Raw genomic sequence first — 21,107 nt, 5'->3', positions numbered from 1 at the left:
CTCAGGCGTCGCCGCCGGCGGGCGCAACGAGAGCGAGCCGCTCGGTAAGCCATGCCCACAGGGCCGTCTCCTCGGCGAGCCTCGCTTCCACCCCGAACACCTTCGCCCGCGCATAGAGCGCGGCGCGCGCGCCATGCGCGCCCCTCAGGCGCACGGCGTCCTTTTCCGTCGTCACCGGGACAAGGCCCCTCGCCTCGGCGAGCTCCAGGAGAGCCTGGGCGTCGGCTTCGCTATAGGGGTGGTGATCGGCGAAGGCGCGGCGCTCGCCGATGCTGGCGCCGGCGGCCTGAAGCGAAGCGAAGAAGCGCTGCGGCGCGGCGATGCCGGCGAAGGCGAGAAGCGGCGCCCCAGCCCAATCGGCCGCGCCGCTCGGGCGCAGGGCGGCGGAAAAGACCGGCAGGCCGGCAGCGCGGGCGCGCCCGGCGGCCGCCTCTCCCGGCTCGCCCTCGCCCATGACGAGGACAGCGTCGGCGAGATCAAGCTGTGCGGCGAGCGGGGCGCGCAGGGGACCGGCCGGGAAAACCCCGCCATTGCCGAGGCCGCGGGCGCCGTCGACGACGATCAGCGAGACATCCTTGTTCAGGCTCGGATTCTGGAAACCGTCATCCATGACGATGAGGTCGACGCCGGCTTCGGCGAGAGCCCTTGCGCCGGCGACCCGATCCCTGGCCACCACCGTCACGGCGCGCTCGGCCAGAAGCAGCGGCTCGTCGCCCACCTCCTCGGCGGAATGCTTGCGCAAATCGACGCGCAGCGGTCCCGCCTCGGCGCCGCCATAGCCGCGGGTGAGAAAGCCCGGCCGCAAGCCGTGGCGCTGTGCGAGCGCGCCGATGGCAAGGCAGAGCGGCGTCTTGCCGGCGCCGCCGAGGACGAAATTGCCGATGCACAGAACCGGCTTCGGCGCCGCCGCACCGGCTCGCCGCATGCGCGCGCCAGCGACAAGACCATAGGCGAAACCGAAAGGAGAGAGCGCCGCCGCCTGCCAGGCACCCTTGCGCCACCAGAAGGAAGGCGCCCGCATGCGCTCAGCCGCCCGCATGCCCCGCCGGAGCGGCGGGCAGATAGGCCGACAGCGCGGCAAGGCTGCGCTCCAGCGCGCCGGCGGAGCCTTCCACGCAGGAGGAGGCGGCGGCTGCGAGGCGCTGGCGCCGGGCCGGGTCGGCCAGCAGCGAGGCGGCATGCTCGCCCAGCTCTTCGGCGCTGGCGATCGCGACGGTGGCGCCGGCCGCCTTCAGCATGGCGAAGATCCCGGCGAAATTGGCCGTATGCGGCCCGTGCAGAACCGGGACGCCGAGCTTGGCCGGCTCGATCGGGTTCTGACCGCCATGCGGCACCAGGGTGCCGCCGAGAAAGGCGATGTCGGCGAGGCGGTACCACAGCCCCATCTCGCCGATCGTGTCGGCGATGAAGAGCTCGGTGCCCGCGTCCGGCAAGGCGCCTTCTGAGCGCAGGCGAGCGGAAAGCCCGCGTTGCGCCGCCAGGGCGGCAATGTCGGCGGCGCGCTCGGGATGGCGCGGCGCGATGATGGTGAAAAGCTCGGGCCGCTCCGCGCGCAGCCTTTCGGCGGCGGCAAGCGCCATCTCGTCCTCGCCAGGATGCAGGCTGGCGGCCAGAAAGACCGGGCGCGCGCCGATGGCGGCGCGAAAGGCCGACATCTCGCCTTGCGGGGCGGCAAGCTCGGGCACGTCGAATTTGAGATTGCCGGTGACGACGACCTCGCCGACGCCGAGTTCGCGGAAACGCGCCGCGTCGTCCCCGGTCTGGGCGAGGCAAAGGCCGATGCGGCGCATGATGGTGCGGCCGATGACGCCGCTTTGGCGCCAGCGGCGATAGGAGCGCTCCGACATGCGCCCATTGATGAGGACGAGCGGAACGGAGCGCCGGTAGAGCTCGTCCATGGCCGTCGGCCACAATTCCGATTCCACGAAGACGGCGAGATCGGGCCGCCAATGGCGCAGGAAGCGGTCGCAGAAGACCGGCACGTCGAGGGGCGCATATTGATGCACGGCGCCCGCCTCAAGTCGGCTGGCGGCGATGGCGGCGGAGGTGACGGTGCCGGTGGTCAGAACGATGCCAAGGCCCCGCTCCTGCAAGCCGGCGACCAGCGGCAGGGCGGCGTTGGTCTCGCCGACGGAGGCGGCATGCACCCAGGCGAGCGGCCCCGGCGGGCGGCGCCGGCTCGCCTGTCCGCGCCGCTCCGCCAGCCGCTTGCTCTCTTCCTTGCCGCGGCGCTCGCGCTCGCGCAGGATGATGCCCGCCGCCGGCTGCAGCACATGGCCGGCGCTGCGCCATGCCCCGATGGCGAGGCGATCCCAGACTTCAGCCATGGGCCGGACCTCAGCCATGGGCCCAGACCTCAACCATGGGAAATGCCCGCCAGAAGCTCGGCCCGGCGCAGCGCGTCGTCGAGGGCGCGCTCGGCTTTCTGGCGGGTCGCCTCCAATTCCTCCTCGCCGGCCGCCTCAGGCACGAAAATCGGCTCGCCGATGACGAAGCCGCCGCGTCCGAAAGGCAGGGGAAGGCGCGCCCGGTCCCAGCTCGGCAAGTCGAGGCGGAACTTCGTCGCCACTCCCACCGGCACGATGGGACGGCCGGAATGCTGCGCCAGCTTGACGACGCCCTCGCCGCAGCGGCGGGCAACGCCGCGCGGCACGTCGGCGGTCTGCGCCACGGAGGTCCCTTCCTTCAGGGCGCCCAACATGCTGAGGAAGCCGACCGCCCCGCCCTTCTTCACCGTCTTCAACCGGTTGCGTCCCCCAGAGCCGCGAATGACCTTCAGGCCCATGCCTTCGGCCGCGGCGGCGTTGATGGCCCCGTCCGCGGAGCGCGAGACGAGGACGGCGAATTCGTGGCCTGACCTGCGCATCAGACCGACCAGAAGATGATGGCCGTGCCAGCAGGTGGCGATGATCGGCATCTTGTCGTCGATATGGATATAAGGATCGGCCGGCTCGGTGGCAAAACGCGTGGTGACGCGGACAAGCTTCAGATAGGCCGCCAGCAGGCGGCCGAGAAGAGCGGTCAGGAAGGCGTTGCGGCCAAGCTTCTTCAGCATCGGCCTCAGCTTCCCGCCACGGCCAGGCTCGGCGCCTCTCCCACGAACTGGGTGCGGAACATCTTGGCATAGGCGCCGCCACGGGCGATCAGCTCGTCATGGCTGCCGCGCTCCACGATGCAGCCCTGCTCCATGACACAGATGACATCGGCGCGCTGCACCGTCGACAGGCGGTGGGCGATCATCAGCACCGTGCGGCCCCGCAGGAGCCCCTCCATGGCCTTTTGCACCTTGGCCTCCGCTTCCGCGTCGAGGGCGCTGGTCGGCTCGTCCAGAAGCAGGATCGGCGCGTCGCGAAGCATGGCGCGGGCGAAGGCGATGCGCTGCTTCTCGCCGCCAGAGAGCCGGTTGCCGCCTTCGCCGACGACGGTCTCGTAACCCTCAGGCATGCGCATGATGAAATCGTGCGCGGCGGCGGCGCGCGCCGCCTCCACGATGCGGCGCTCGCCGGCATCCTCCGAGCCGTAGGCGATGTTGGCGCGCACCGTGTCGTCGAAGAGGAGCGGGTCCTGGGTGAGAAGGGCGGAGGCGGCGCGCACGCTCGCCAAGGTGGCGTCGCGGATATCCTCGCCGTCGATGAGGATGCGCCCGCTGGTGGGATCGAAAAAGCGCAGGACGAGATTGAGGACGGTGCTCTTGCCGGCCCCGCTCGGCCCGACCAGCGCGACCTTCTGGCCAGGTTCCACCACGAGGTCGAAATCGGCGAGGACGGGGCCGCCGGTCTCATAGGCGAAACCGACATTCTCGAAGACGATGCGCCCCTTCGGCACGGCGAGCGGCCTGGCGCCGGGCTTTTCCGTCACCGTGGCGGCATGGTCGATGATGGCGAAGATGCGGCTTGCCGCGGTCACGCCCTCCGACAGGAGAGCCTGGGCCTGCGCCACGGAGCGCAGCGGCGGATAGGTGAGCATGGCCGCCGTCAGGAAGCCGGCGAAATGGCCGAGCGTGACGGTGCCGTAGATGCCCTGCCAGCCGCCATAGAAGATGGCCGCGGCGATGCCCACGCCCGACAGCGCCTCCGTCACCGGGCCGACGGCGGCGCGCGAGCGCGCCGTCTTCATCAGATAGCGCACGATGTTGTCGACGATGACGCGGAAACGTTCCGCCTCGCGCTTTTCCTGGCGATAGGCCTTGACGACGCGCAGGGATTGCAGGGTCTGCGTCAGCAGGCTGCCGAGGTCGCCCGATTCCTTCAGCGAGCGGCGTACCGAACCGGAGATGCGCTTCCTCTGCTTGCGCAGGAAGAGATAGGCGAAGGGCATGCCGGCGACGACCATCAGGGCGAGCCGCCAATCCATGTAGAACATGGCGCCGGTCAAGAAGATGACGGTGAGGCCGTCCTTGACCAGCGCTGTCATCGTCTTGGCGGCGGCGCGGTCGACCACCGGCGCGTCGTTGACGAAGGCGGAGACGAAACGGCCGGAATGGGTGCGTTGCACCCAGGCGAGATCGGCGGCGGTGAGCGTGTCGAACATGCGGATGCGCAAATCCGCCACCAGGACGTTGCCGAGCCAGGCATCGGTTACCTTGGAGGTCCAGTCCGCCGCCCCGCGCACAGCCATGACGCCGACGATGGCGATCGGCAGGAGATAGAGAAGCCGCTCGTTCTTGGCGACGAAAACCTCGTCGGCGACGACCTGGATGAGGAAGGGCACGGCGCCGGCCGTGGCGGCGCCGATCGCCATGCTCACGAGGGCCAGCGCCAGGATGCGCCGATGCGGCCACAAGATCTCGCGGAACAGCCGGCGCATCACCTCCGTGGCGGAGATGTCGTCCACGGTGAGGGTATCGGCGCCCGGCCCCGGGGCGACCGCCAGATGCGGCTTGCGACCGTCCTCAGCTGTCATCTTGGGGATCGAGCAAGCGGTGCAGATGCACGATGAAATACCGCATCTGGGCATTGTCGACCGTCATCTGCGCCTTCTCCTTCCATGCCTTGTACGCTTCGGCATAGTTCGGGTAGATGCCGACGATATCGAGCCCGTCGAGATCACGGAAACGGATGCCCTTCAGATCGCTGAGCTCGCCACCGAAGACGAGATGCAGAAGCTGGGCGCTCTTTTCGTCGGCAGATGCAGATTTCATCAACGGCTCTTGGGTCAGCGGGCGGCCTTGCCAGCGGCGGCGCGCTCTTCTTCCACCCGCGTCAGCGTCGTGACGAGCTCGCCATGCAAACGCGGATTGGCCGCGGCCAGCGCTCCGTGCCGCAATTCGGCGCGGTTGTAAAGCGGCGGGCGACCATGAAGCGAGGTCAGCCGGCCACCGGCTTCGTGCACCAAAAGATCGCAGGCGGCAAGGTCCCAGTCATGGGCGCGCGGACGGGCGAAGGCGGCGTCGAAAGTGGCGTCGGCGACGCTGGCGAAACGCCAGGCGAGCGAGGGCAGATACTGCCCGGCGCGCACGGCATGTCCCTCCCAAAGGCCGCTCTTCAGCCAGGAGGTCGGGCCGGCGATGGCGCAGCCGGAGAGGCTGGCGCGTTCGCTGACGGTGATGGCGGCGCCGTTCTCGCTCGCTCCCTCGCCGATGGCGGCCGTCATCAGCCGGTCCAGCGCCGGGGCGAAAAGCGCGGCAGCCTGCGGGCGGCCCTGCGCGACGATGGCGATGGAGACGCACCAATTGGGATCGCCGGCCAGAAAGCCGCGGGTGCCGTCGATCGGGTCGACGATGAAGACGCGCTCGCGCCGCAGACGCTCCGCATCGTCGGCGCGCTCCTCCGACAGCCAGCCGTAATCGGGCCGCGCCGCCCGCAGCTCGGCGAAGAGGAAGGCATCCACCTCCATGTCGGCGACGCAAACGGGCGAGCCGCCGGCTTTGTGCCAGGTCTCCGGGTTGTTGCGGAAATGGCGCATGGCCAGCCGCCCGGCGTCGCGGGCCGCCTCCTCAAGGAGGGCGCGGTCGGCGCTATTGGCGGCCGTGGCGGCAGGGGGAACGGAATGCGTCTCGATGGCTCTCATTGCACTGCAATATCGTGTTCCTGACGCCAGGCGCAATGTCCCAGGGTATTGAGACTTTCTCTTCCGGCGTTGAGGCTTTACTTACCCTAGGTTACGGAGAGGCCCTCTTAACCACGCTCTTTAAGCGAATCGCCAAGGCTCCAGGTCATCTTGCTCGTCATGTCAGCATCGAAAGCTCATCAGAAGCCGATAGAGCCAAAAAGGCCAGAGAATATGCGTCAGACAGAGCGTGATATGGGGCTTGCCGAAGAGGCGGGCCGTCCCAGTTGGCGGCCCGCGCTCTTTGAGGCATTCGAATGGTATCCCGCCGAGACGAGCGACGGTTCCAGGATCGCCATCTTCTTCGCCAGCGACAGGGTGGTGTTGAACCGGCTGGAGGGAGAGCCGACGGGCCTCGTCGACATCGCCGTGCGCGATTTCGGTCGGGTCTTTCTCAGGCAGGAGGCCGGCGGCTACCGGCTGACGCTGGAGCATGTTGAGCCCTCGCTCAGCGTGACGCTCGCCCACACCCTCACCTTCGACGAGGCGAGCCGCTTCCGCGACCGGCTGGCGGCGCATCTCACACGCCCGTTCCTCGGCGAGATCCGGGTGACGTCGCGCATCGAGGCGGGAAGCATCCTCGACATCCGTCGCCGCAAGCTGCGGAACGCGCAGCGCCCGCGCTTTCTGGTGCGGCGCAAGGTCGGGCTCATTCGCCACGTCACGCCCATCCAGGCCCGCGAGATCATCGCCCGCGGCTAGAGTGCTTCATGGCCGGCGGCGAAGGCACGCGGCCCCTCACCTCGATCTGAGCGACATCAGCCGAAGGCGGCGCGCACCAGCGCGTCGAGGCACAGGCCGATAAAGACGATGGCGCCCGCCTCGCGGTTGGAGCGGAAGCGGGCCAGGCAGGTGTCGGCGTCGTCGGTGTCGAGCGTCAGCACCTGCCAGGCGAACTGCACCGCCATCGCCGCCAGCGCCAGAAAGGCGATGAGGCTGGCGTCCACCAGAACGAAGGCCGCTCCCATCAACAGGATCGACAGGGCGAAAAAGCCCGCCAGCGCCGGCTTGGTGAAATCACCGAAGACCTGCGCGGTGGAGCCGACGCCGATGAGAGCGTCATCCTCCTTGTCCTGATGGGCGTAGATGGTGTCGTAGGCCATCGTCCACGAAATGGCGGCCAGGTAGAGAAGCACCGGCGCCAGGGCGAGCGAGCCGAAGACCGCCGACCAGCCGACCAACGCCCCCCAGGAAAAGGAGATGCCGAGCACGACCTGCGGCCAATGCGTCACCCGCTTCATGAACGGGTAGGCGGCCACGAAGACGAGCGAGGCGAAGCCGAGGAAAATGGTGAAGGCGTTGAACTGGACGAGAACCAGCAGCCCGACGAGGCATTGCAGGACAAGAAAGACAAGCGCCTTCTGCCAGGAGACGTCGCCTGAGGGGATCGGGCGCGCCCTGGTGCGGGCGACCTTGGCGTCGATGTCCTGGTCGACGAGGTCGTTATAGGTGCAGCCGGCGCCGCGCATGGCGACGGAGCCGACGAAGAAGAGAAGAAGGTGCCAGATGGAGGGGAAGGCGTTGCCGGCGGCGAGCGCCGCCAGAGCCGCCGCCCACCAGCACGGCCACAATAGCAGCCACCAGCCGATCGGCCGGTCCCAGCGGGCGAGCCGCCCATAGGGCTTCAGCCAATCCGGCGCATAGCGATCCAGCCAGTGCCGCGCCACCGAATCGGGCAGCGCACCGGCGGTCGCGGTGCCTCGGCCAGCTTTTTCCAGCATGGCCTCCCCTCACCGTAGACGGGCCCCGGCGTCAAGCTTTTTCGGCCGCGCGAGGATGCGGCGTTTCACCGTCACCGGCTTCGTGCTAGGTCGCGCGCGGATGAAGAAGGGGAGTTTTCGTGCGGGTTTTGTTGCTGGGAAGTGGGGGGCGCGAGCATGCGCTCGCCTGGAAGATGGCCGCCTCGCCGGAGCTGACGAAGCTCTTCGCCGCCCCCGGCAATGCCGGTATCGCTGGCTGCGCCACATGCATCGATCTCGATGCGAAAGAGCATGAGGCGGTCGTCGCCTTTTGCCGCTCCGAACATATCGATCTCGTCGTCGTCGGGCCGGAAGCGCCGCTCGTTGCCGGCCTCGTCGACGCGCTTCACGCCGCCGGCATCGCCGCCTTCGGCCCCTCGGCCGCGGCCGCCCGGCTGGAAGGCTCCAAGACCTTCACCAAGGAGCTGTGCCAGCGCGCCGGCATCCCCACGGCCGCCTTCGCCAGCTTCGATGCCCTTCAGCCGGCGCTCGCCTATCTGGCGGCGCAGCCCGTGCCCGTCGTCGTCAAGGCGGACGGCCTCGCCGCCGGCAAGGGGGTGACCGTCGCCACGACGCATGCCGAGGCGCAGGCGGCGCTTTCCGCCATCTTCGCCGAACCCGGCGGCAAAGCGGTGATCGAGGAATGCCTTGTCGGCGAGGAGGCGAGCTTCTTCGTCCTCACCGACGGCAAGACGGCGCTGCCGCTCGCCACGGCGCAGGATCACAAGCGCGCCTATGACGGCGACGAAGGCCCCAATACCGGCGGCATGGGCGCCTATTCGCCGGCCCCGGTGCTTTCGCCGGCGCTGCAGCGCCGGGCGATGGAGGAGATCGTGACGCCGACGCTGGCGGCCATGGAAGCGGCCGGCACGCCCTATCGCGGCGTCCTCTATGCCGGGCTGATGATGACGCAGGACGGGCCGAAGCTGATTGAATACAATGTCCGCTTCGGCGATCCGGAATGCCAGGTGCTGATGGCGCGGCTTGAAAGCGATCTCCTGCCGCTGCTTCACCGCGCCGCCACCGGCAGGCTCGCCGGCGCCGCCATCGACTGGCGCGCGCAGGCCGCGCTCACCGTCGTCCTCGCTTCCAAGGGCTATCCCGGCGCCTACGACAAGGGCAGCGAAATCAAAGGCCTGGAGGCGGCCGAGGCGGTCGAAGGCGTCACCGTTTTCCATGCCGGCACGCGGCGCGAGGACGGCCGGCTCGTCGCCGCAGGCGGGCGGGTGCTCAACGTCACGGCGCTCGGCCGCGATATCGCCGAGGCGCGGGCGCGCGCCTACGAGGCGGCGGCGCGCATCGACTGGCCGCAAGGCTTCAGCCGCTCCGATATCGGCGCAAGGGCGCTGGCGCCGGCCGCCTCGGCTTAGCCGGAGGCCCGCACGTCTCGGCGGCGGCCTTTTCGCGCGCAGCTTGCCGCCGCGCCGGCGCGTCACCATCTAAAGCCGCGCCCGCCCGATCCTGGCGGCCGATCCCGGATTCGCAAAACCTTCATGCCCGGCCGTTAGGATTCGTCTCAAATCTTGATTGTGAAGGAAGGGCGGAGCGGTAGACAATCGCGCGAGACGGCGGCCAATCCGGGGCGGAGACATTCATGAGCTCGAACCATAATATCGGCCTCGTTCTCGGCGGCGGCGGCGCCAGGGGGATGACCCATATCCTCGTCTGCGAGGTCTTCGACGAGCTCGGCATCAAGCCGGCGCTGATCGCGGGAACCTCCATCGGCGCCATCATCGGCCTCGGCTATGCCAGCGGCATGTCGGGCCGGGAGATGCGCGAGAACACGCTGGAATTCTTCTCCCAGAAACGGGAAGTCTACGCCCGGCTGTGGCAGGCGCGGCCGATCGGCGTCGGCGACATCTTCCGCGGGCGCCTGTTGCAGGCGCAGTTCGATCCGCTCATCATCCTGGAGAACTTCGTTCCCGGCATCGAGCGCGCCCCGGAGACCTTCGAGGAGCTGCCGATCCCCCTCAAGGTCGTCTCCTGCGATTTCTACGGCTGGTGCGAGACGGTGCTGGATTCGGGGCCCATCCGCCCGGCGGTGGCCGCATCCATCGCCATTCCCTCCGTCTTCAAGCCCGTTCCCATCAACGGGCGCCTGCAGATCGACGGCGGCGCCGTCAATCCGCTGCCCATCGACCTGTGCCTCGGCCAGGATATCGTCATCGCCTCCGATGTCGCCGGCGGGCCGACGGGCGAGCCGGACAAGATGCCCGGCCTTTTGGAGACGATCATCGGCACGGCGCAGATCTCCATGCAGGCGGTGCAGGCGGAAAAGCTGAAGCGGCGCAAGCCGGACATCCTCTTCCGCCCGAAGATCAACGACTTCTTCGTCCTCGACTTCCTGAGGACGGAGCAGATCCTGGCGATGAACGAGCCTTTGAAGGACGACCTGAAGCGGCGCATGGAGCACATCATCGATTCGCCGTTCGAGCGCGAGCCGGCGCATATCGGCGTGCCCGTGCCGGCGATCGGGCTTGCCCATTAGAGCATGTCATACCTTGCTGGAAGCGTTCTACCGCGGGATCTCACGGCTCCACGAATATACGTTGACATCAACCTATATCACGAGCAGGGTCCCGGCAGCGGTAGAGATTTGGCGCCGCGGAGCGCGAGGCGCAGCGACGCCGGCCTTCGGGCCGCCTGCAACGGCAAGGAAAGGAAGCCAGAATGAGCTATGTCGATTGCGTCGTGGCGGCGGTGCCCACCGCCAACAAGGAAGCCTTCCTGAAACACGCGGAACGGGCGGCGAGCCTGTTCAAGGAAGTCGGGGCGCTCTCGGTGGTGGAATGCTGGGGCGAGGACGTGCCGGAGGGAAAGCTGAACTCGCTTCATTCCGCGGTGATGCGCAAGCCCGACGAGACGGTCGTGTTTTCCTGGATCACCTGGCCGTCAAAGGCGGCGCGCGATGCCGGCTGGCAGAAGCTCATGGCCGATCCGCGCATGAGCGCGGAGAACAATCCGATGCCCTTCGACGGCAGCCGCATGATCTTCGGCGGCTTCGACGTCATTCTGGAGGCCTGAACCGGCGCCCGGACGAGCCGGCAGCGCCCCACCGGCTCGTTTTGAGGGAACGCCGCGTCAGCCTTCCTCTCCCGCCTCGCCGGGCACGGCCTCCCGCCATCGCCGCCAACGGGCATGAACGCCCCTCACATCGCCGGAGCACAGGCCAGGCATTTCCTCGCCGATGCGCTCAAGAGGCCAGGACCACCATCGCATCTGAAGGAGAAGGGCGATCTCCTCCTGCGCAAAGCGCTTGCGGATCGGGCGTGCCGGATTTCCCCCGACGATGGTGTAGGGCTCCACGTCACGGGTGACGACGGCGCGGCTGGCGATGATCGCCCCGTCGCCGACGCAGATGCCGGGCATCACCATCGCCTCGGCGCCGATCCACACATCGTGGCCGATGACGGTGTCGCCGGCGCGGCGAAAGCCGTCCAGCGCGCCGCCGAAGGCCGGCTCCGCCTCCGCCTGGTAGAAAAACGGGAAGGTTGAGATCCAGTCGTTCCGGTGGCCCTGATTGCCGGCCATCATGAAAACGGCGCCGGTGCCGACGGAGCAGAAGCTGCCGATGATCAGCCGGTCGACGTCGTCGCGGTCGGGGGCGAGGTAGCGCACGCATTCCTCGAAGGGATGGCCGTGGTAGTAGCCGGAATAGTAGCTGTAGCGGCCGACCTCGATATTGCGGTTGCGCACCTGCTCGGCGATGGGAACGCCCTTGAAGGGGCTGTCGAAGACGTTCAGCATGGATGTTTCTTTCCAGTCAGGTTGGACGGCGGGCGCGGAAGAAACCGCGCAGCAATTCGCCCGCCTCGCGCTCGGCAAGACCCGAATAGACCTCGGGGCGATGATGGCAGCTGGGGCTGGCGAACAGGCGCACGCCATGGTCGACCGCGCCGCCCTTCTCATCGCCCGCGCCGTAATAGAGCCGGCGGATGCGGGCGAAGCTGATGGCCGCCGCGCACATGGGGCAAGGCTCCAGCGTCACATAGAGGTCGGCGCCGACGAGCCGCTCCGAGCCGAGCCGTTCGGCCGCCCCGCGGATCGCCAGCATCTCCGCATGGGCAGTCGGATCGCGGTCGGCGAGCGTGCGGTTGCCGGCGCGGGCGAGAATTTCGCCGTCCTTGACGAGGACGGCGCCGACCGGAACTTCGCCGCGCGCCGCCGCCGCCCTCGCCTCATCCAAGGCGGCCGCCATGAAGGAGCTGTCTTTCATCGCCTCACTCTCGCCTAGCTGCGGGGCCTCTGCTAGAGCAGCGCCATGCCCGCGCACAAGCCGCACAAACCGACATCATCTCCGGAACGAAAACCGTCCGCCAAAGACGCGTCCGGCAAGGTCGAGCGCATCGCCCCCAAAGGCGAGCCCGGCAAGGGCGAGCGCATCGCCAAGGTCATGGCGCGGGCGGGGCTGTGCTCGCGGCGCGAGGCGGAGACATGGATCGCGGCGGGCCGGGTCGCCGTCAACGGCAAGGTGCTTGTGACCCCGGCGGTGACGGTCACGGAGAAGGACCATATCCTCGTCGACGGGGCGCCGCTCGCCGAGCGCGAGAGGAGCCGCCTCTTCCTGTTTCACAAGCCGAAGGGGCTCGTCTCCACGCAGCGCGACCCGGAAGGTCGCCCCACCGTCTTCGCCGCCCTACCGGCGGGCCTGCCGCGGCTCGTCTCCGTCGGCCGGCTCGACATCAACACGGAGGGCCTCCTGCTTCTGACCAACGATGGCGGGCTCGCCCGCATCCTGGAACTGCCCTCCACCGGCTGGCTGCGGCGCTACCGGGTGCGCGCGCATGGACGCATTGCCCAGGAGACGCTCGACGGGCTGAAGAAGGGCATCGCCGTGGAGGGCATGCTCTACGGGCCCATCGAGGCGGCGCTGGAGCGCCAGCAGGGCGGCAATGTCTGGCTGACGCTCGGCCTCAGGGAAGGCAAGAACCGGGAAGTGAAGAAGGTGCTGGAGCATCTGGGGCTGCAGGTGAACCGGCTCATCCGCATCTCCTACGGCCCGTTCCAGCTCGGCGACCTCGCTGTCGGCGCGGTGAAGGAGGTGCCGGCGCGCATCCTGCGCGAGCAGCTCGGCGCCAGGCTGATTAAGGCCGCCGGCGCCGATTTTGCCGCGCCGCTGCGCGAGACGGAGCGGGAAGAAAAACGCCGGCCCGCCGGCAAGGAAGGCGAGAAGCGGCCGGGAGCGAAAAGGCCGCCGCGTCCGCACCGGGCCGGCGAGGGGGCCGGCGAGGCTGCCGGCAGGGGCGAGAAGAGACGGCATGCGCATCGTCGGCGGAAGGCTTAGCGGCCGTCCGCTCGCCGGACCGAAATCCCAGACCATCCGGCCAACCTCGGACCGGCTGCGGGAGAGCCTTTTCTCCATCCTTCAGCACCGCCACGGCATGCCGGCGGAGGGATGCCGCGTCCTCGACCTCTTCGCCGGCACCGGGGCGCTCGGCCTGGAAGCCATCTCGCGCGGGGCCGCCTATGCGCTCTTCGTGGAGGAAGGGGCTGAGGCGCGCGCGCTCATCCGCAAGAACATCGAAAGCCTCGGCCTCACCGGCGCGACCCGCCTCTTCCGGCGCGATGCCACAAGGCTCGGAGCGGCCGGCACCATGAAGCCCTTCGAGCTTGCCTTCTGCGACCCGCCCTACGGCAAGGGGCTCGGGGAAAAGGCGCTCGCCGCGGCGCGCGCCGGGAACTGGCTGACGCCGGGCGCCATCGCCGTTCTGGAGGAAAGCGCCAAGGCGGAGGTGGCGCTGCCGGAAGGCTTTGAGCTTCTCGACAAGCGCGCGGCGGGCGACAGCCAGCTTCTTATCCTGAAAGCCGGCTGAAACCTCGCCTTCCTCATCTTCTGCCGAAAAGCCGCTCGATATCGGCGAGCTTCAATTCCACGAAGGTCGGGCGGCCGTGGTTGCACTGGCCGGCATTGGGCGTTTGTTCCATCTGGCGCAGGAGCGCGTTCATCTCCTCGCCCTTGAGGCGGCGGCCGGAGCGCACCGAGCCGTGGCAGGCCATGGTGGCGGCGACATGGTGAAGGCGCTCCTCAAGGCGCGTGGAGGCGTCGAATTCGGCCAGATCGTCGGCAATGTCGCGGATGAGGGAACGGGCATCGACCTCGCCGAGAAGCGCCGGCGTCTCGGTGACGGCGATGGCGCCCGGCCCGAAAGGCTCCAGGCCGAGGCCGAGCTCGGCGAGCTCGCCGGCGCGGGCGGCAAGGCGCTCCACGTCGCCCGCCGGCAATTCGACGATCTCGGGGATGAGCAGCATCTGGCTCGCCACGGCCTTCTTCGCCAGCCCCGCCTTCAGCCGCTCGTAGACGATGCGTTCATGGGCGGCGTGCTGGTCGACGATGACGAGCCCGTCGGCCGTCTGGGCGACGATGTAATTCTCGTGCAGCTGGGCGCGCGCGGCGCCGAGCGGAAAGCCGAGCGCCTCGTCGCTCCCGCCATCGACGGCGCGGAACTCCGCGCTCGGCCGGTCGTCGCGAAAGACCGCCTGGCCGGTCTCGGCAAAGCCGGCCGGCACCGGTATTTCCTCCGCCGCGCTCGCCGGGCCAGGCTCGGGCGCGGCCCAGCCCTGCCAGCCAGGCGCGGCGCCCTGCGCGGCAAAAGGACGGGCGGTGCCTGGCGAAGGGGCAGCCTGCCCGCCCCCTCCCCCGCCGGGCCGGAAGGCGGCGAGGGTCGCCCCCGCCGCGGCGGTGGTGGGGCGGAAGCCATGCGCCGAAAGCGCCTCGCGGATGGCGCGGATGACGAGCCCGCGCACCAGGCCGGGATCGCGAAAGCGCACCTCCGCCTTCATCGGATGGACGTTGACGTCGACCTCTTGCGGCGGAACCTGAAGGAAGAGGGCGAGCATGGCGTGGCGGCCCTGCATGAGGACATCGGCATAGGCGGCGCGGATGGCGCCGGAAAGGAGCCGGTCGCGCAGCGCCCTGCCGTTGACGGTGACAAACTGGGAAAGGGAATTGGCGCGGGAGAAGGTCGGCAGGGAGACGAAGCCGGAAAGGCGCAAACCTTCCTTCTCGCCTTCGACCGGCACGGCGTTGGCGGCGAAATCCTCGCCCATGCAATCGGCGAGGCGGGAGAGAAGATCGGCGCGCGCCGGCCAATTGAGCGGCCTGCGTTCCGCCTCGGCGACGGTGAAACCGATGCCGGGATGAGCAAGGGCGATGCGGCGCGTGGCATCGGCGACGGCGCTCGCCTCGGCCCGGTCGGTGCGCAGGAATTTCAGCCGCGCGGGCGTGGCGAAGAAGAGGTCGCGCACCTCCACCTTGGTGCCGCGCGCATGCGCCGCCGGGGCCGGGCCTTCCTTCCTGCCACCGTCGACGAGGAGGCGCCAGGCATGCGGCTCGCTCTCATGCCGGCTGACGATCTCAAGCCTTGCAACCGCGCCAATGGAGGCAAGCGCCTCGCCGCGAAAGCCGAGCGAGGCGATGCGCGACAGATCCTCATCCGGCAGCTTGGAGGTGCAATGGCGCTCCACGCAGGCGGCGAGGTCGGCCCGGTCCATGCCGACGCCATCGTCGCTGACGCGGATGAGGCTCTTGCCGCCAGCGGCCGTCACCACCTCGATGGCGCCGGCGCCGGCGTCGATGGCGTTCTCCACCAGCTCCTTGACGGCGCTCGCCGGCCGCTCCACCACCTCGCCGGCGGCGATGCGGTTGACGAGGTGTTCGGGAAGGGCGCGGATCGCCACCTTCACTCCATCTTGGCGCGGATTCGGACGGGAGGAGTCTGGCGAAGGCCGCCCGAATTGAAAAGGGGCGGCTTCTTGAAGGGGCGGATCTCACATGAGGTGGCAAAAGGGGCGCTGCCCCCGCCCGCACAGGCTCGGGATAGGCGCCTTACGCAGCCAACTCGACGGCTATCAGCGGAAGAGGCGGGTGACGAAGTTGCCGTCGTCACTCGTCACGCCGTCCGGATCGACCGGGGCGCCCTCCGCCGGCTGGCGATACTTCTCCGGCGGATCGGTGAGGTAGCGGCGCTCGGTGCTGCCGATGCCCTTGGCGTCGGCCAGCGCGTCGCGATAGGCGCGGCGCGCCTTGTCGTTGCCGATCACCTCGTATTTGGCGTTGATGCGCTCGGCGGTGTCGTCGATGCCACCAGAACGCGGCTGCGACAGGGCGCCGAGCGGCTTCAGGCTCGCCACATATTCCGGCGTCAGGTCGTCGCGGGCGTTGTTGTCATGTGGGTCGTTCGGCCGCTGCACGTTGCCGCCCGGATTGGGCTGGCCACTGCCCGGCCATTGCGCCGTGCGCACCTCAGGCTCGTCGACGGGCGGACGCAGCTCCGCCTGCTCCGGCGGCATGACCAGCGGCGAGCGCGGCTTGTATGTGATCGGCTCTTTCTTCTTCAGCCCGCCGACGCCGGCGAGCTCGGAGAACACGGCCATTTCCGGCGCCTGCCCGGTGCCATAGGTGGTGGATGAGGAGCAGCCACCAACAAGCAGCGCAGCGCCGCCGATGAGAGCAAGCGCCGCCGGAACGCGCCTCAGCGCAGGTTGCGCGGCCGATTTCGCCATGAGACCTCTACCCCTTTGCCTTCGCCGGCGCGCCGAAATCTTGCCCGACCTGACGCGCCTGAAATGCGCCGCGAGGGCGCATGCCTCTTCCACCCCTTTCGCCGATGCGGCTTACCACAGGCAGCCTATCACCGTCGATAGGAATGGCCTTTCACGATTTTCTGGCATTTTGAGGGCGCTCGGTCAGCCAAGCCAGGATCATGCCGATGACACCGGCCACAATCCACACATCGGCGAGGTTGAAGACGTACCATTCGAAAGCGCCGATATGGATGAGAAAGAAGTCTGCCACGGCGCCGTAGGCGATACGATCGATGACGTTGCCGAGCGCCCCGCCGATGATGAGGCCGAGGGAAAGCGCCGGCAAAACCCGGTCGGCGCGCCACAGCCAGTACGAAAACAGCCCCGCCCCGGCGAGGCCGATGGCGATCAAGAGCCACCTTCCCGCCTCGCTTCCCTGCTCCAGAAGGCCATAGCTGACGCCGCGGTTCCAGACGAGAATGAGATCGAGAAAGGGGGCGACGGCGATGCGCCCCTTCTCGGCCATGGCGTAGGGCCCGAGCATGGCAAGCTTGAAGGCCTGATCGATCGCCAAGGCGATGACGGCGGCGATGGCGCCCAGCCTGAAAGGGCTCATCGACGGTTCCGATCCCTCGCGAGGCGCCGCGCGGCACTCATCCGACGCGCTCGGCGCGCTCATATTCGCGCATCGCGGCGGCATCGCGCGGCGTCAGATCGGGATAATCCGGGTCGGCGCCGACATCGGGCGAGATCTTCCAGGAGCGCGCGCATTTCCTGCCGCGGGCCATGGCCGGCATCACGGCGACGCCCTTCACCTCCGGCAGGCGGAAGGCCTGATGCGGCGCCTCGCCCTTTCTCAGCTCCACCGCGGAGGTGATGGCGATCTCGGCCAGATCGATCTCGTCGAGCGTCTTTGAGAGAGCCTCGTCCTCCACATAGACGATCGGCGCCGCCTCCAGCGAGGAGCCGAGACGCTTGTCGCGCCGCTCCACCTCCAGCGCCCCCATGAGGACGCGGCGGACATTCCAGATCTCCTCCCAGCGCGCCTCCAGCTTCTCGTCGCGCCAGGCGCCCGGCACTTCGGGGAAAAGCTCCAGATGCACCGAGGCCTTGTCGCCGTAGCGCGAGGTCCAGGCCTCCTCGGCGGTGAAGGGCAGCAACGGGGCGAGCCATTTCACCAGCGCCTTGAAGAGCCGGTCGATGACGGTGAGCGCGGCGCGGCGGCGCTCGGAGGAAATCGGGTCGCAATAGAGCGCGTCCTTGCGAATGTCGAAATACTCCGCCGAAAGATCGATGGTCATGAAGTTGAAGATGGCGAAGAAGGCGCGCTTGAAGTCGTAGGCCTCGTAGGCGCGGCCCACCGTCTCATCGAGGCGGGCGAGCCCGGAAAGGATCAGCCGCTCCAATTCCGGCATGTCGTCGAAAGCCACTTCCTCGTCCGGCCGGTAATGGGCGAGCGTGCCCAGCATCCAGCGGATGGTGTTGCGCAGCTTGCGATAGGCGTCGGCGTTGGTCTTCAGGATCTCCGGTCCGATTCTGAGATCCTCCGCATAGTCGCAGGAGACCACCCACAGGCGCAGAATGTCGGCGCCGGATTGCTCGATCACCTGTTGCGGCGTCACCTGGTTGCCGAGCGATTTCGACATTTTGCGCCCGTCCTCGGCCATGACGAAGCCATGCGTCAGCACCGCCTCGTAAGGGGCGCGGCCGGTGGTGCCGCAGCTCTCAAGAAGCGAGGAATGGAACCAGCCGCGATGCTGGTCGGAGCCTTCCAGATAAAGGTCGGCCGGCCATTTCAGATCCTCGCGCTGCTTCAGGACGAAGGCATGGGTTGAGCCGGAATCGAACCAGACATCGAGGATGTCGTCGACCTTCTCCCATTCTTCCGGATCGTAATCGTTGCCCAGGAAGCGCGCCTTGGCGCCCTCGGCGAACCAGGCATCGGCGCCCTCCTCGGCGAAGATGTTGACGATGCGCGCGTCGACGGCGGCGTCGGACAGAAGCTCGCCGGTTTGCTTGTTGACGAAGACGGCGATCGGCACGCCCCAGGCGCGCTGGCGCGACAGCACCCAGTCGGGCCGGTGCTCGATCATGCCGCGCAGCCGGTTCTTGCCGGCGGGCGGATAAAAGCGCGTCGCCTCGATGGCGGCGAGCGCGCGCTGGCGCAAGGTGTCGGTGCCCTCGATCGGCTCGTCCATATAGACGAACCATTGCGGCGTGTTGCGGAAGATGACCGGCTTCTTGGAGCGCCAGGAATGCGGATATTGGTGCTTCAGGCGGCCGCGGGCGAGCAGCATGCCGGCGGCAACGAGCGCCTCGATCACCGCCTTGTTGGCCTCGCCCTTCTTGCCCTTGTCGTCGATGACGCGGATGCCGGTGAAGCCCGGCGCGTCCTTGGTGAAGGCGCCGTCCGCATCGACCGTATAGGGGATCGCCGTGTCGATGCCGCGCCCGCGCAGAGCGTGGGCGTTCTCCATCCACGCCTCGAAGTCCTCGCGGCCATGGCCGGGCGCGGTGTGGACGAAGCCGGTGCCGGCATCGTCGGCGACATGCTCGCCCTCCAGCATCGGCACGTCGAAATCATAGCCGCCGAGGCCGGCCTCGCGGAGAGGATGGGCGCAGGCGGAGATTGAGGACGGATCGGCGTCGGAAAGGCGCCGATAGCCGGAAACGCGCGCCTTCTCGAAAGTCTCGGCGGCGAGCGCGTCGGCAAGGACGAGCCTGTCGCCGGGCTTCGCCCAGTTATCTTCCGGCGCTTCGGTGACCTCGTAAAGACCGTAGGCGATACGCGCGGCATAGGCGATGGCGCGGTTGCCGGGGATGGTCCAGGGCGTCGTCGTCCAGATGACGACGGAGGCGCCGGCGAGCGGTCCGTCCAGAACCGGAAACTTCACCCAGACGGTGTCGGATTCGTAATCCTGGTACTCCACCTCCGCCTCGGCGAGCGCCGTCTTCTCCACCACCGACCACATGACCGGCTTGGAGCCGCGATAAAGCTGGCCTGAGCGGGCGAATTTCAAAAGCTCGCCGGCGATGATCGCCTCGGCGGAAAAGCTCATCGTCGTATAGGGATTCTTGAAGTCGCCGACGACACCGAGGCGCTTGAACTCGTCCGTCTGCACCGCCATCCAATGGGTGGCGAAGTCGCGGCACATCTTGCGCAAGGTCACCTTGTCGACGCTATCCTTCGACTTGCCCTTGGCGCGCAGCTCCTCCTCGATCTTCCATTCGATGGGAAGGCCGTGGCAGTCCCAGCCCGGCACGTAATTGGCGTCGAAGCCCATCATCTGGCGCGAGCGGACGATGACGTCCTTGAGGATCTTGTTGAGGCCGGTGCCGATATGGATATGGCCGTTGGCGTAGGGCGGGCCGTCATGGAGGATGAACTTCTCCCGCCCCTTCGCCGCCTGCCGGTGGCGGGCGTAAAGGTCCATATTCTCCCAGCGCGCGATGATCTCCGGCTCCTTCTTGGGCAGGCCGGCGCGCATGGGAAATTCGGTCTTGGGCAGAAACAGGGTCTTGGAATAATCGCGTCCCGCCTCTTTGACGGCGGTATCGGTCTCGCTCATCGTCTGGTCCTGAGCTTCATCGTTCGGAAAAGGGCGCGTCGTTGCCCGCCATGGCGGCGAGCGGAAATCCCGGCCCCCTAGATGGAGGCCGGGCGGCTAATTCGGAACTGCGCCGTGAAGCTGCCGTGCATGGCCGCGCTTGTAGCGGAGCCGCGGGGGAATGAAAAGCGGGGGCGATGCCCCAGCCTTTCAGGCGAGACCCGCCGCCTCGGCCTGGCGCTCCACCCTCGGCCAGGCGGCGGCGATGCGGCGGTCGAGATCGCGCTGCGGCCGGGCGGCGAGGATGGCGCGGGCGGCGGCGGCGTCCTCGTGCATGCGGGAAATCAGCGCTTCGGCGCTGTCGAAGCGCTCCTCGCCGCGTATCCAGCCGATCAGCGAGACAAGGCCCATCTCGCCGTAAAGCTCGCCGGAAAAGCCGAAGAGAAAGGTCTCAAGCAGCGGCGCGCCATTGTCGAAGGTCGGCCGGCGGCCGTAGCTCGCCACACCATCGTGAACGCTGCCGTCGGGCCGGGTATAGCGCGCCGCATAGATGCCGTGCCGTAAGCCGCAGGTGGCATTAAGCGCCATATTCGCGGTCGGAAATCCGAGGTCGCGGCCGCGCTTGTCGCCCGCAATCACCCGGCCGACGAGCGAAAAATCCCAGCCGAGGAGCTCGCGCGCCTCCTCCACACGGCCCTCGCGCAGGGCCTCGCGGATGCGGCTGGAAGAGACGGCGCCGGCCTCGTCGCCATGCTTGTCGACGACGGTGACGCCGAAGGCATTGAGGACGCCCTGGCGCTTCAGGAAATCCGGCGTGCCCCTTCGCTGATGGCCGAAATGGAAATCGTAGCCGGTGACGACATGGCGGGCGGCGAGCTTTTCCACCAAGACGGCGCGCACGAACTCCTCCGCCTCGGTGGCGGCGAAGGCGGCATCGAAGCGGGCCACCAGCATGCCTGAAATGCCGTGGGCGGCGGCGACGGAGGCCTTCAGCGCCGCCGGCGTCAAGCGAAAGAGCGGCGTGGCCGGCGCGAAGAAGCTTCTTGGATGCGGCTCGAAGGTGAGGATGACGCAAGGGGCGGAAAGATGCTGCGCCTCGGCCTCGGCGGCGGCGAGCACCGCCTGATGGCCTTCATGCATGCCGTCGAAATTGCCGATGGCGAGGACGGCGCCGCGGAAGGCGGCGGGCGCATCGTTGAGGACGGCGAGCGAGAAGGAGGGCATCGTCATGGACAGTTTGTCAGCCGCG

The 21,107-nt window shown here is 68.3% G+C and carries 20 protein-coding genes; 6 read left to right on the top strand and 14 right to left on the bottom strand.

Annotation, left to right across the window (positions count from 1 at the left end; all coding sequences use genetic code 11):
* Window position 1: 1 nt before the first annotated feature.
* Genes lpxK through Q331_RS21930 form a run of 6 tightly spaced genes read right to left on the bottom strand, consistent with a single transcriptional unit; the run spans window position 2 to window position 6,009 of the window.
* Complete coding sequence (gene lpxK / locus Q331_RS0115000; protein ID WP_026381349.1) at window positions 2-1,021, bottom strand: tetraacyldisaccharide 4'-kinase; 1,020 nt, start codon at window positions 1,019-1,021, stop codon at window positions 2-4.
* A 4-nt stretch (window positions 1,022-1,025) separates the two neighbouring features.
* The gene (locus Q331_RS0114995) at window positions 1,026-2,327 is read right to left on the bottom strand and encodes a 3-deoxy-D-manno-octulosonic acid transferase (RefSeq protein WP_034492483.1); all 1,302 of its coding nucleotides are present in this window, start codon (window positions 2,325-2,327) and stop codon (window positions 1,026-1,028) included.
* A 29-nt stretch (window positions 2,328-2,356) separates the two neighbouring features.
* Window positions 2,357-3,055: a lysophospholipid acyltransferase family protein gene (locus Q331_RS0114990; protein WP_026381347.1), complete on the bottom strand. Its 699-nt coding sequence runs from the start codon at window positions 3,053-3,055 to the stop codon at window positions 2,357-2,359.
* A gap of 5 nt (window positions 3,056-3,060) precedes the next feature.
* Window positions 3,061-4,902 carry an ABC transporter ATP-binding protein gene (locus Q331_RS0114985; protein ID WP_051631211.1) on the bottom strand — a complete coding sequence of 614 codons (1,842 nt, stop codon included), beginning with the start codon at window positions 4,900-4,902 and terminating at the stop codon, window positions 3,061-3,063.
* A complete protein-coding gene (locus Q331_RS0114980) occupies window positions 4,892-5,140 on the bottom strand; it encodes a DUF4170 domain-containing protein (RefSeq protein WP_026381345.1) in 249 nt (82 codons plus the stop codon). Before Q331_RS0114980 ends, Q331_RS0114985 begins: the two co-directional genes overlap by 11 nt.
* Before the next feature lie 14 nt (window positions 5,141-5,154).
* Window positions 5,155-6,009, bottom strand: a complete 855-nt coding sequence (locus Q331_RS21930; protein ID WP_051631210.1) for a 3'(2'),5'-bisphosphate nucleotidase CysQ — start codon at window positions 6,007-6,009, stop codon at window positions 5,155-5,157.
* 213 nt (window positions 6,010-6,222) lie between these two features.
* Here Q331_RS21930 and Q331_RS23165 point away from each other — a divergent pair, with 213 nt between their 5' ends.
* A complete protein-coding gene (locus Q331_RS23165) occupies window positions 6,223-6,750 on the top strand; it encodes a hypothetical protein (RefSeq protein WP_156953376.1) in 528 nt (175 codons plus the stop codon).
* A 56-nt stretch (window positions 6,751-6,806) separates the two neighbouring features.
* Here the strand turns inward: Q331_RS23165 and ubiA are convergent, their stop codons facing one another.
* A complete protein-coding gene (gene ubiA, locus Q331_RS0114960) occupies window positions 6,807-7,769 on the bottom strand; it encodes a 4-hydroxybenzoate octaprenyltransferase (RefSeq protein ID WP_051631208.1) in 963 nt (320 codons plus the stop codon).
* Window positions 7,770-7,888: 119 nt separating this feature from the next.
* On the opposite strand from ubiA, the gene purD reads away from it, so the two are divergent.
* The 3 genes from purD (at window position 7,889) to Q331_RS0114945 (ending at window position 10,811) form a co-directional block, all read left to right on the top strand.
* Window positions 7,889-9,157: a phosphoribosylamine--glycine ligase gene (gene purD / locus Q331_RS0114955; RefSeq protein ID WP_026381342.1), complete on the top strand. Its 1,269-nt coding sequence runs from the start codon at window positions 7,889-7,891 to the stop codon at window positions 9,155-9,157.
* A 224-nt stretch (window positions 9,158-9,381) separates the two neighbouring features.
* Window positions 9,382-10,275 (top strand): patatin-like phospholipase family protein, encoded by an 894-nt coding sequence (locus Q331_RS21920; protein WP_051631207.1) that lies wholly within the window; start codon window positions 9,382-9,384, stop codon window positions 10,273-10,275.
* A gap of 182 nt (window positions 10,276-10,457) precedes the next feature.
* Window positions 10,458-10,811: a DUF1428 domain-containing protein gene (locus Q331_RS0114945; RefSeq protein ID WP_026381341.1), complete on the top strand. Its 354-nt coding sequence runs from the start codon at window positions 10,458-10,460 to the stop codon at window positions 10,809-10,811.
* Between the two features lie 57 nt (window positions 10,812-10,868).
* Here the strand turns inward: Q331_RS0114945 and catB are convergent, their stop codons facing one another.
* Both catB and Q331_RS0114935 read right to left on the bottom strand, forming a co-directional pair.
* Window positions 10,869-11,534 carry a type B chloramphenicol O-acetyltransferase gene (catB, locus tag Q331_RS0114940; RefSeq protein ID WP_026381340.1) on the bottom strand — a complete coding sequence of 222 codons (666 nt, stop codon included), beginning with the start codon at window positions 11,532-11,534 and terminating at the stop codon, window positions 10,869-10,871.
* 16 nt (window positions 11,535-11,550) lie between these two features.
* The gene (locus tag Q331_RS0114935; RefSeq protein WP_026381339.1) at window positions 11,551-12,003 is read right to left on the bottom strand and encodes a nucleoside deaminase; all 453 of its coding nucleotides are present in this window, start codon (window positions 12,001-12,003) and stop codon (window positions 11,551-11,553) included.
* Between the two features lie 45 nt (window positions 12,004-12,048).
* Here Q331_RS0114935 and Q331_RS21915 point away from each other — a divergent pair, with 45 nt between their 5' ends.
* Both Q331_RS21915 and rsmD read left to right on the top strand, forming a co-directional pair.
* The gene (locus tag Q331_RS21915) at window positions 12,049-13,071 is read left to right on the top strand and encodes a pseudouridine synthase (RefSeq protein WP_211098091.1); all 1,023 of its coding nucleotides are present in this window, start codon (window positions 12,049-12,051) and stop codon (window positions 13,069-13,071) included.
* Window positions 13,046-13,600 carry a 16S rRNA (guanine(966)-N(2))-methyltransferase RsmD gene (gene rsmD / locus Q331_RS0114925; RefSeq protein ID WP_026381338.1) on the top strand — a complete coding sequence of 185 codons (555 nt, stop codon included), beginning with the start codon at window positions 13,046-13,048 and terminating at the stop codon, window positions 13,598-13,600. The genes Q331_RS21915 and rsmD overlap by 26 nt, the downstream gene beginning before the upstream one ends.
* Window positions 13,601-13,613: 13 nt before the next feature.
* Here the strand turns inward: rsmD and mutL are convergent, their stop codons facing one another.
* The 5 genes from mutL to Q331_RS21910 form a co-directional block, all read right to left on the bottom strand.
* Window positions 13,614-15,464, bottom strand: a complete 1,851-nt coding sequence (gene mutL / locus Q331_RS0114920) for a DNA mismatch repair endonuclease MutL (protein ID WP_026381337.1) — start codon at window positions 15,462-15,464, stop codon at window positions 13,614-13,616.
* A gap of 171 nt (window positions 15,465-15,635) precedes the next feature.
* Window positions 15,636-16,289 carry a hypothetical protein gene (locus tag Q331_RS0114915; RefSeq protein ID WP_026381336.1) on the bottom strand — a complete coding sequence of 218 codons (654 nt, stop codon included), beginning with the start codon at window positions 16,287-16,289 and terminating at the stop codon, window positions 15,636-15,638.
* 151 nt (window positions 16,290-16,440) lie between these two features.
* Window positions 16,441-16,926, bottom strand: coding sequence for a signal peptidase II (gene lspA / locus Q331_RS0114910; protein WP_026381335.1), 486 nt, complete (start codon window positions 16,924-16,926; stop codon window positions 16,441-16,443).
* Between the two features lie 37 nt (window positions 16,927-16,963).
* Window positions 16,964-19,879, bottom strand: a complete 2,916-nt coding sequence (ileS, locus tag Q331_RS0114905; protein ID WP_026381334.1) for an isoleucine--tRNA ligase — start codon at window positions 19,877-19,879, stop codon at window positions 16,964-16,966.
* 189 nt (window positions 19,880-20,068) lie between these two features.
* Window positions 20,069-21,088 carry a bifunctional riboflavin kinase/FAD synthetase gene (locus Q331_RS21910; protein WP_156953375.1) on the bottom strand — a complete coding sequence of 340 codons (1,020 nt, stop codon included), beginning with the start codon at window positions 21,086-21,088 and terminating at the stop codon, window positions 20,069-20,071.
* Between the last annotated feature and the right edge of the window lie 19 nt (window positions 21,089-21,107).

This window comes from Afifella pfennigii DSM 17143 (assembly GCF_000688515.1).
Classification (GTDB): domain Bacteria; phylum Pseudomonadota; class Alphaproteobacteria; order Rhizobiales; family Afifellaceae; genus Afifella; species Afifella pfennigii.
This window is presented reverse-complemented; position numbering and strand designations above follow the sequence as displayed.

What these genes read in the sequence shown, in the direction of transcription:
- lpxK (WP_026381349.1), bottom strand. Translation starts at nt 1,021, where the DNA reads ATGCGGGCGCCTTCCTTCTGGTGGCGCAAGGGTGCCTGGCAGGCGGCG.
- Q331_RS0114995 (WP_034492483.1), bottom strand. Translation starts at nt 2,327, where the DNA reads ATGGCTGAAGTCTGGGATCGCCTCGCCATCGGGGCATGGCGCAGCGCC.
- Q331_RS0114990 (WP_026381347.1), bottom strand. Translation starts at nt 3,055, where the DNA reads ATGCTGAAGAAGCTTGGCCGCAACGCCTTCCTGACCGCTCTTCTCGGC.
- Q331_RS0114985 (WP_051631211.1), bottom strand. Translation starts at nt 4,902, where the DNA reads ATGACAGCTGAGGACGGTCGCAAGCCGCATCTGGCGGTCGCCCCGGGG.
- Q331_RS0114980 (WP_026381345.1), bottom strand. Translation starts at nt 5,140, where the DNA reads ATGAAATCTGCATCTGCCGACGAAAAGAGCGCCCAGCTTCTGCATCTC.
- Q331_RS21930 (WP_051631210.1), bottom strand. Translation starts at nt 6,009, where the DNA reads ATGAGAGCCATCGAGACGCATTCCGTTCCCCCTGCCGCCACGGCCGCC.
- Q331_RS23165 (WP_156953376.1), top strand. Translation starts at nt 6,223, where the DNA reads ATGCGTCAGACAGAGCGTGATATGGGGCTTGCCGAAGAGGCGGGCCGT.
- ubiA (WP_051631208.1), bottom strand. Translation starts at nt 7,769, where the DNA reads ATGCTGGAAAAAGCTGGCCGAGGCACCGCGACCGCCGGTGCGCTGCCC.
- Q331_RS21920 (WP_051631207.1), top strand. Translation starts at nt 9,382, where the DNA reads ATGAGCTCGAACCATAATATCGGCCTCGTTCTCGGCGGCGGCGGCGCC.
- Q331_RS0114945 (WP_026381341.1), top strand. Translation starts at nt 10,458, where the DNA reads ATGAGCTATGTCGATTGCGTCGTGGCGGCGGTGCCCACCGCCAACAAG.
- catB (WP_026381340.1), bottom strand. Translation starts at nt 11,534, where the DNA reads ATGCTGAACGTCTTCGACAGCCCCTTCAAGGGCGTTCCCATCGCCGAG.
- Q331_RS0114935 (WP_026381339.1), bottom strand. Translation starts at nt 12,003, where the DNA reads ATGAAAGACAGCTCCTTCATGGCGGCCGCCTTGGATGAGGCGAGGGCG.
- Q331_RS21915 (WP_211098091.1), top strand. Translation starts at nt 12,049, where the DNA reads ATGCCCGCGCACAAGCCGCACAAACCGACATCATCTCCGGAACGAAAA.
- rsmD (WP_026381338.1), top strand. Translation starts at nt 13,046, where the DNA reads ATGCGCATCGTCGGCGGAAGGCTTAGCGGCCGTCCGCTCGCCGGACCG.
- Q331_RS0114915 (WP_026381336.1), bottom strand. Translation starts at nt 16,289, where the DNA reads ATGGCGAAATCGGCCGCGCAACCTGCGCTGAGGCGCGTTCCGGCGGCG.
- lspA (WP_026381335.1), bottom strand. Translation starts at nt 16,926, where the DNA reads ATGAGCCCTTTCAGGCTGGGCGCCATCGCCGCCGTCATCGCCTTGGCG.
- ileS (WP_026381334.1), bottom strand. Translation starts at nt 19,879, where the DNA reads ATGAGCGAGACCGATACCGCCGTCAAAGAGGCGGGACGCGATTATTCC.
- Q331_RS21910 (WP_156953375.1), bottom strand. Translation starts at nt 21,088, where the DNA reads ATGACGATGCCCTCCTTCTCGCTCGCCGTCCTCAACGATGCGCCCGCC.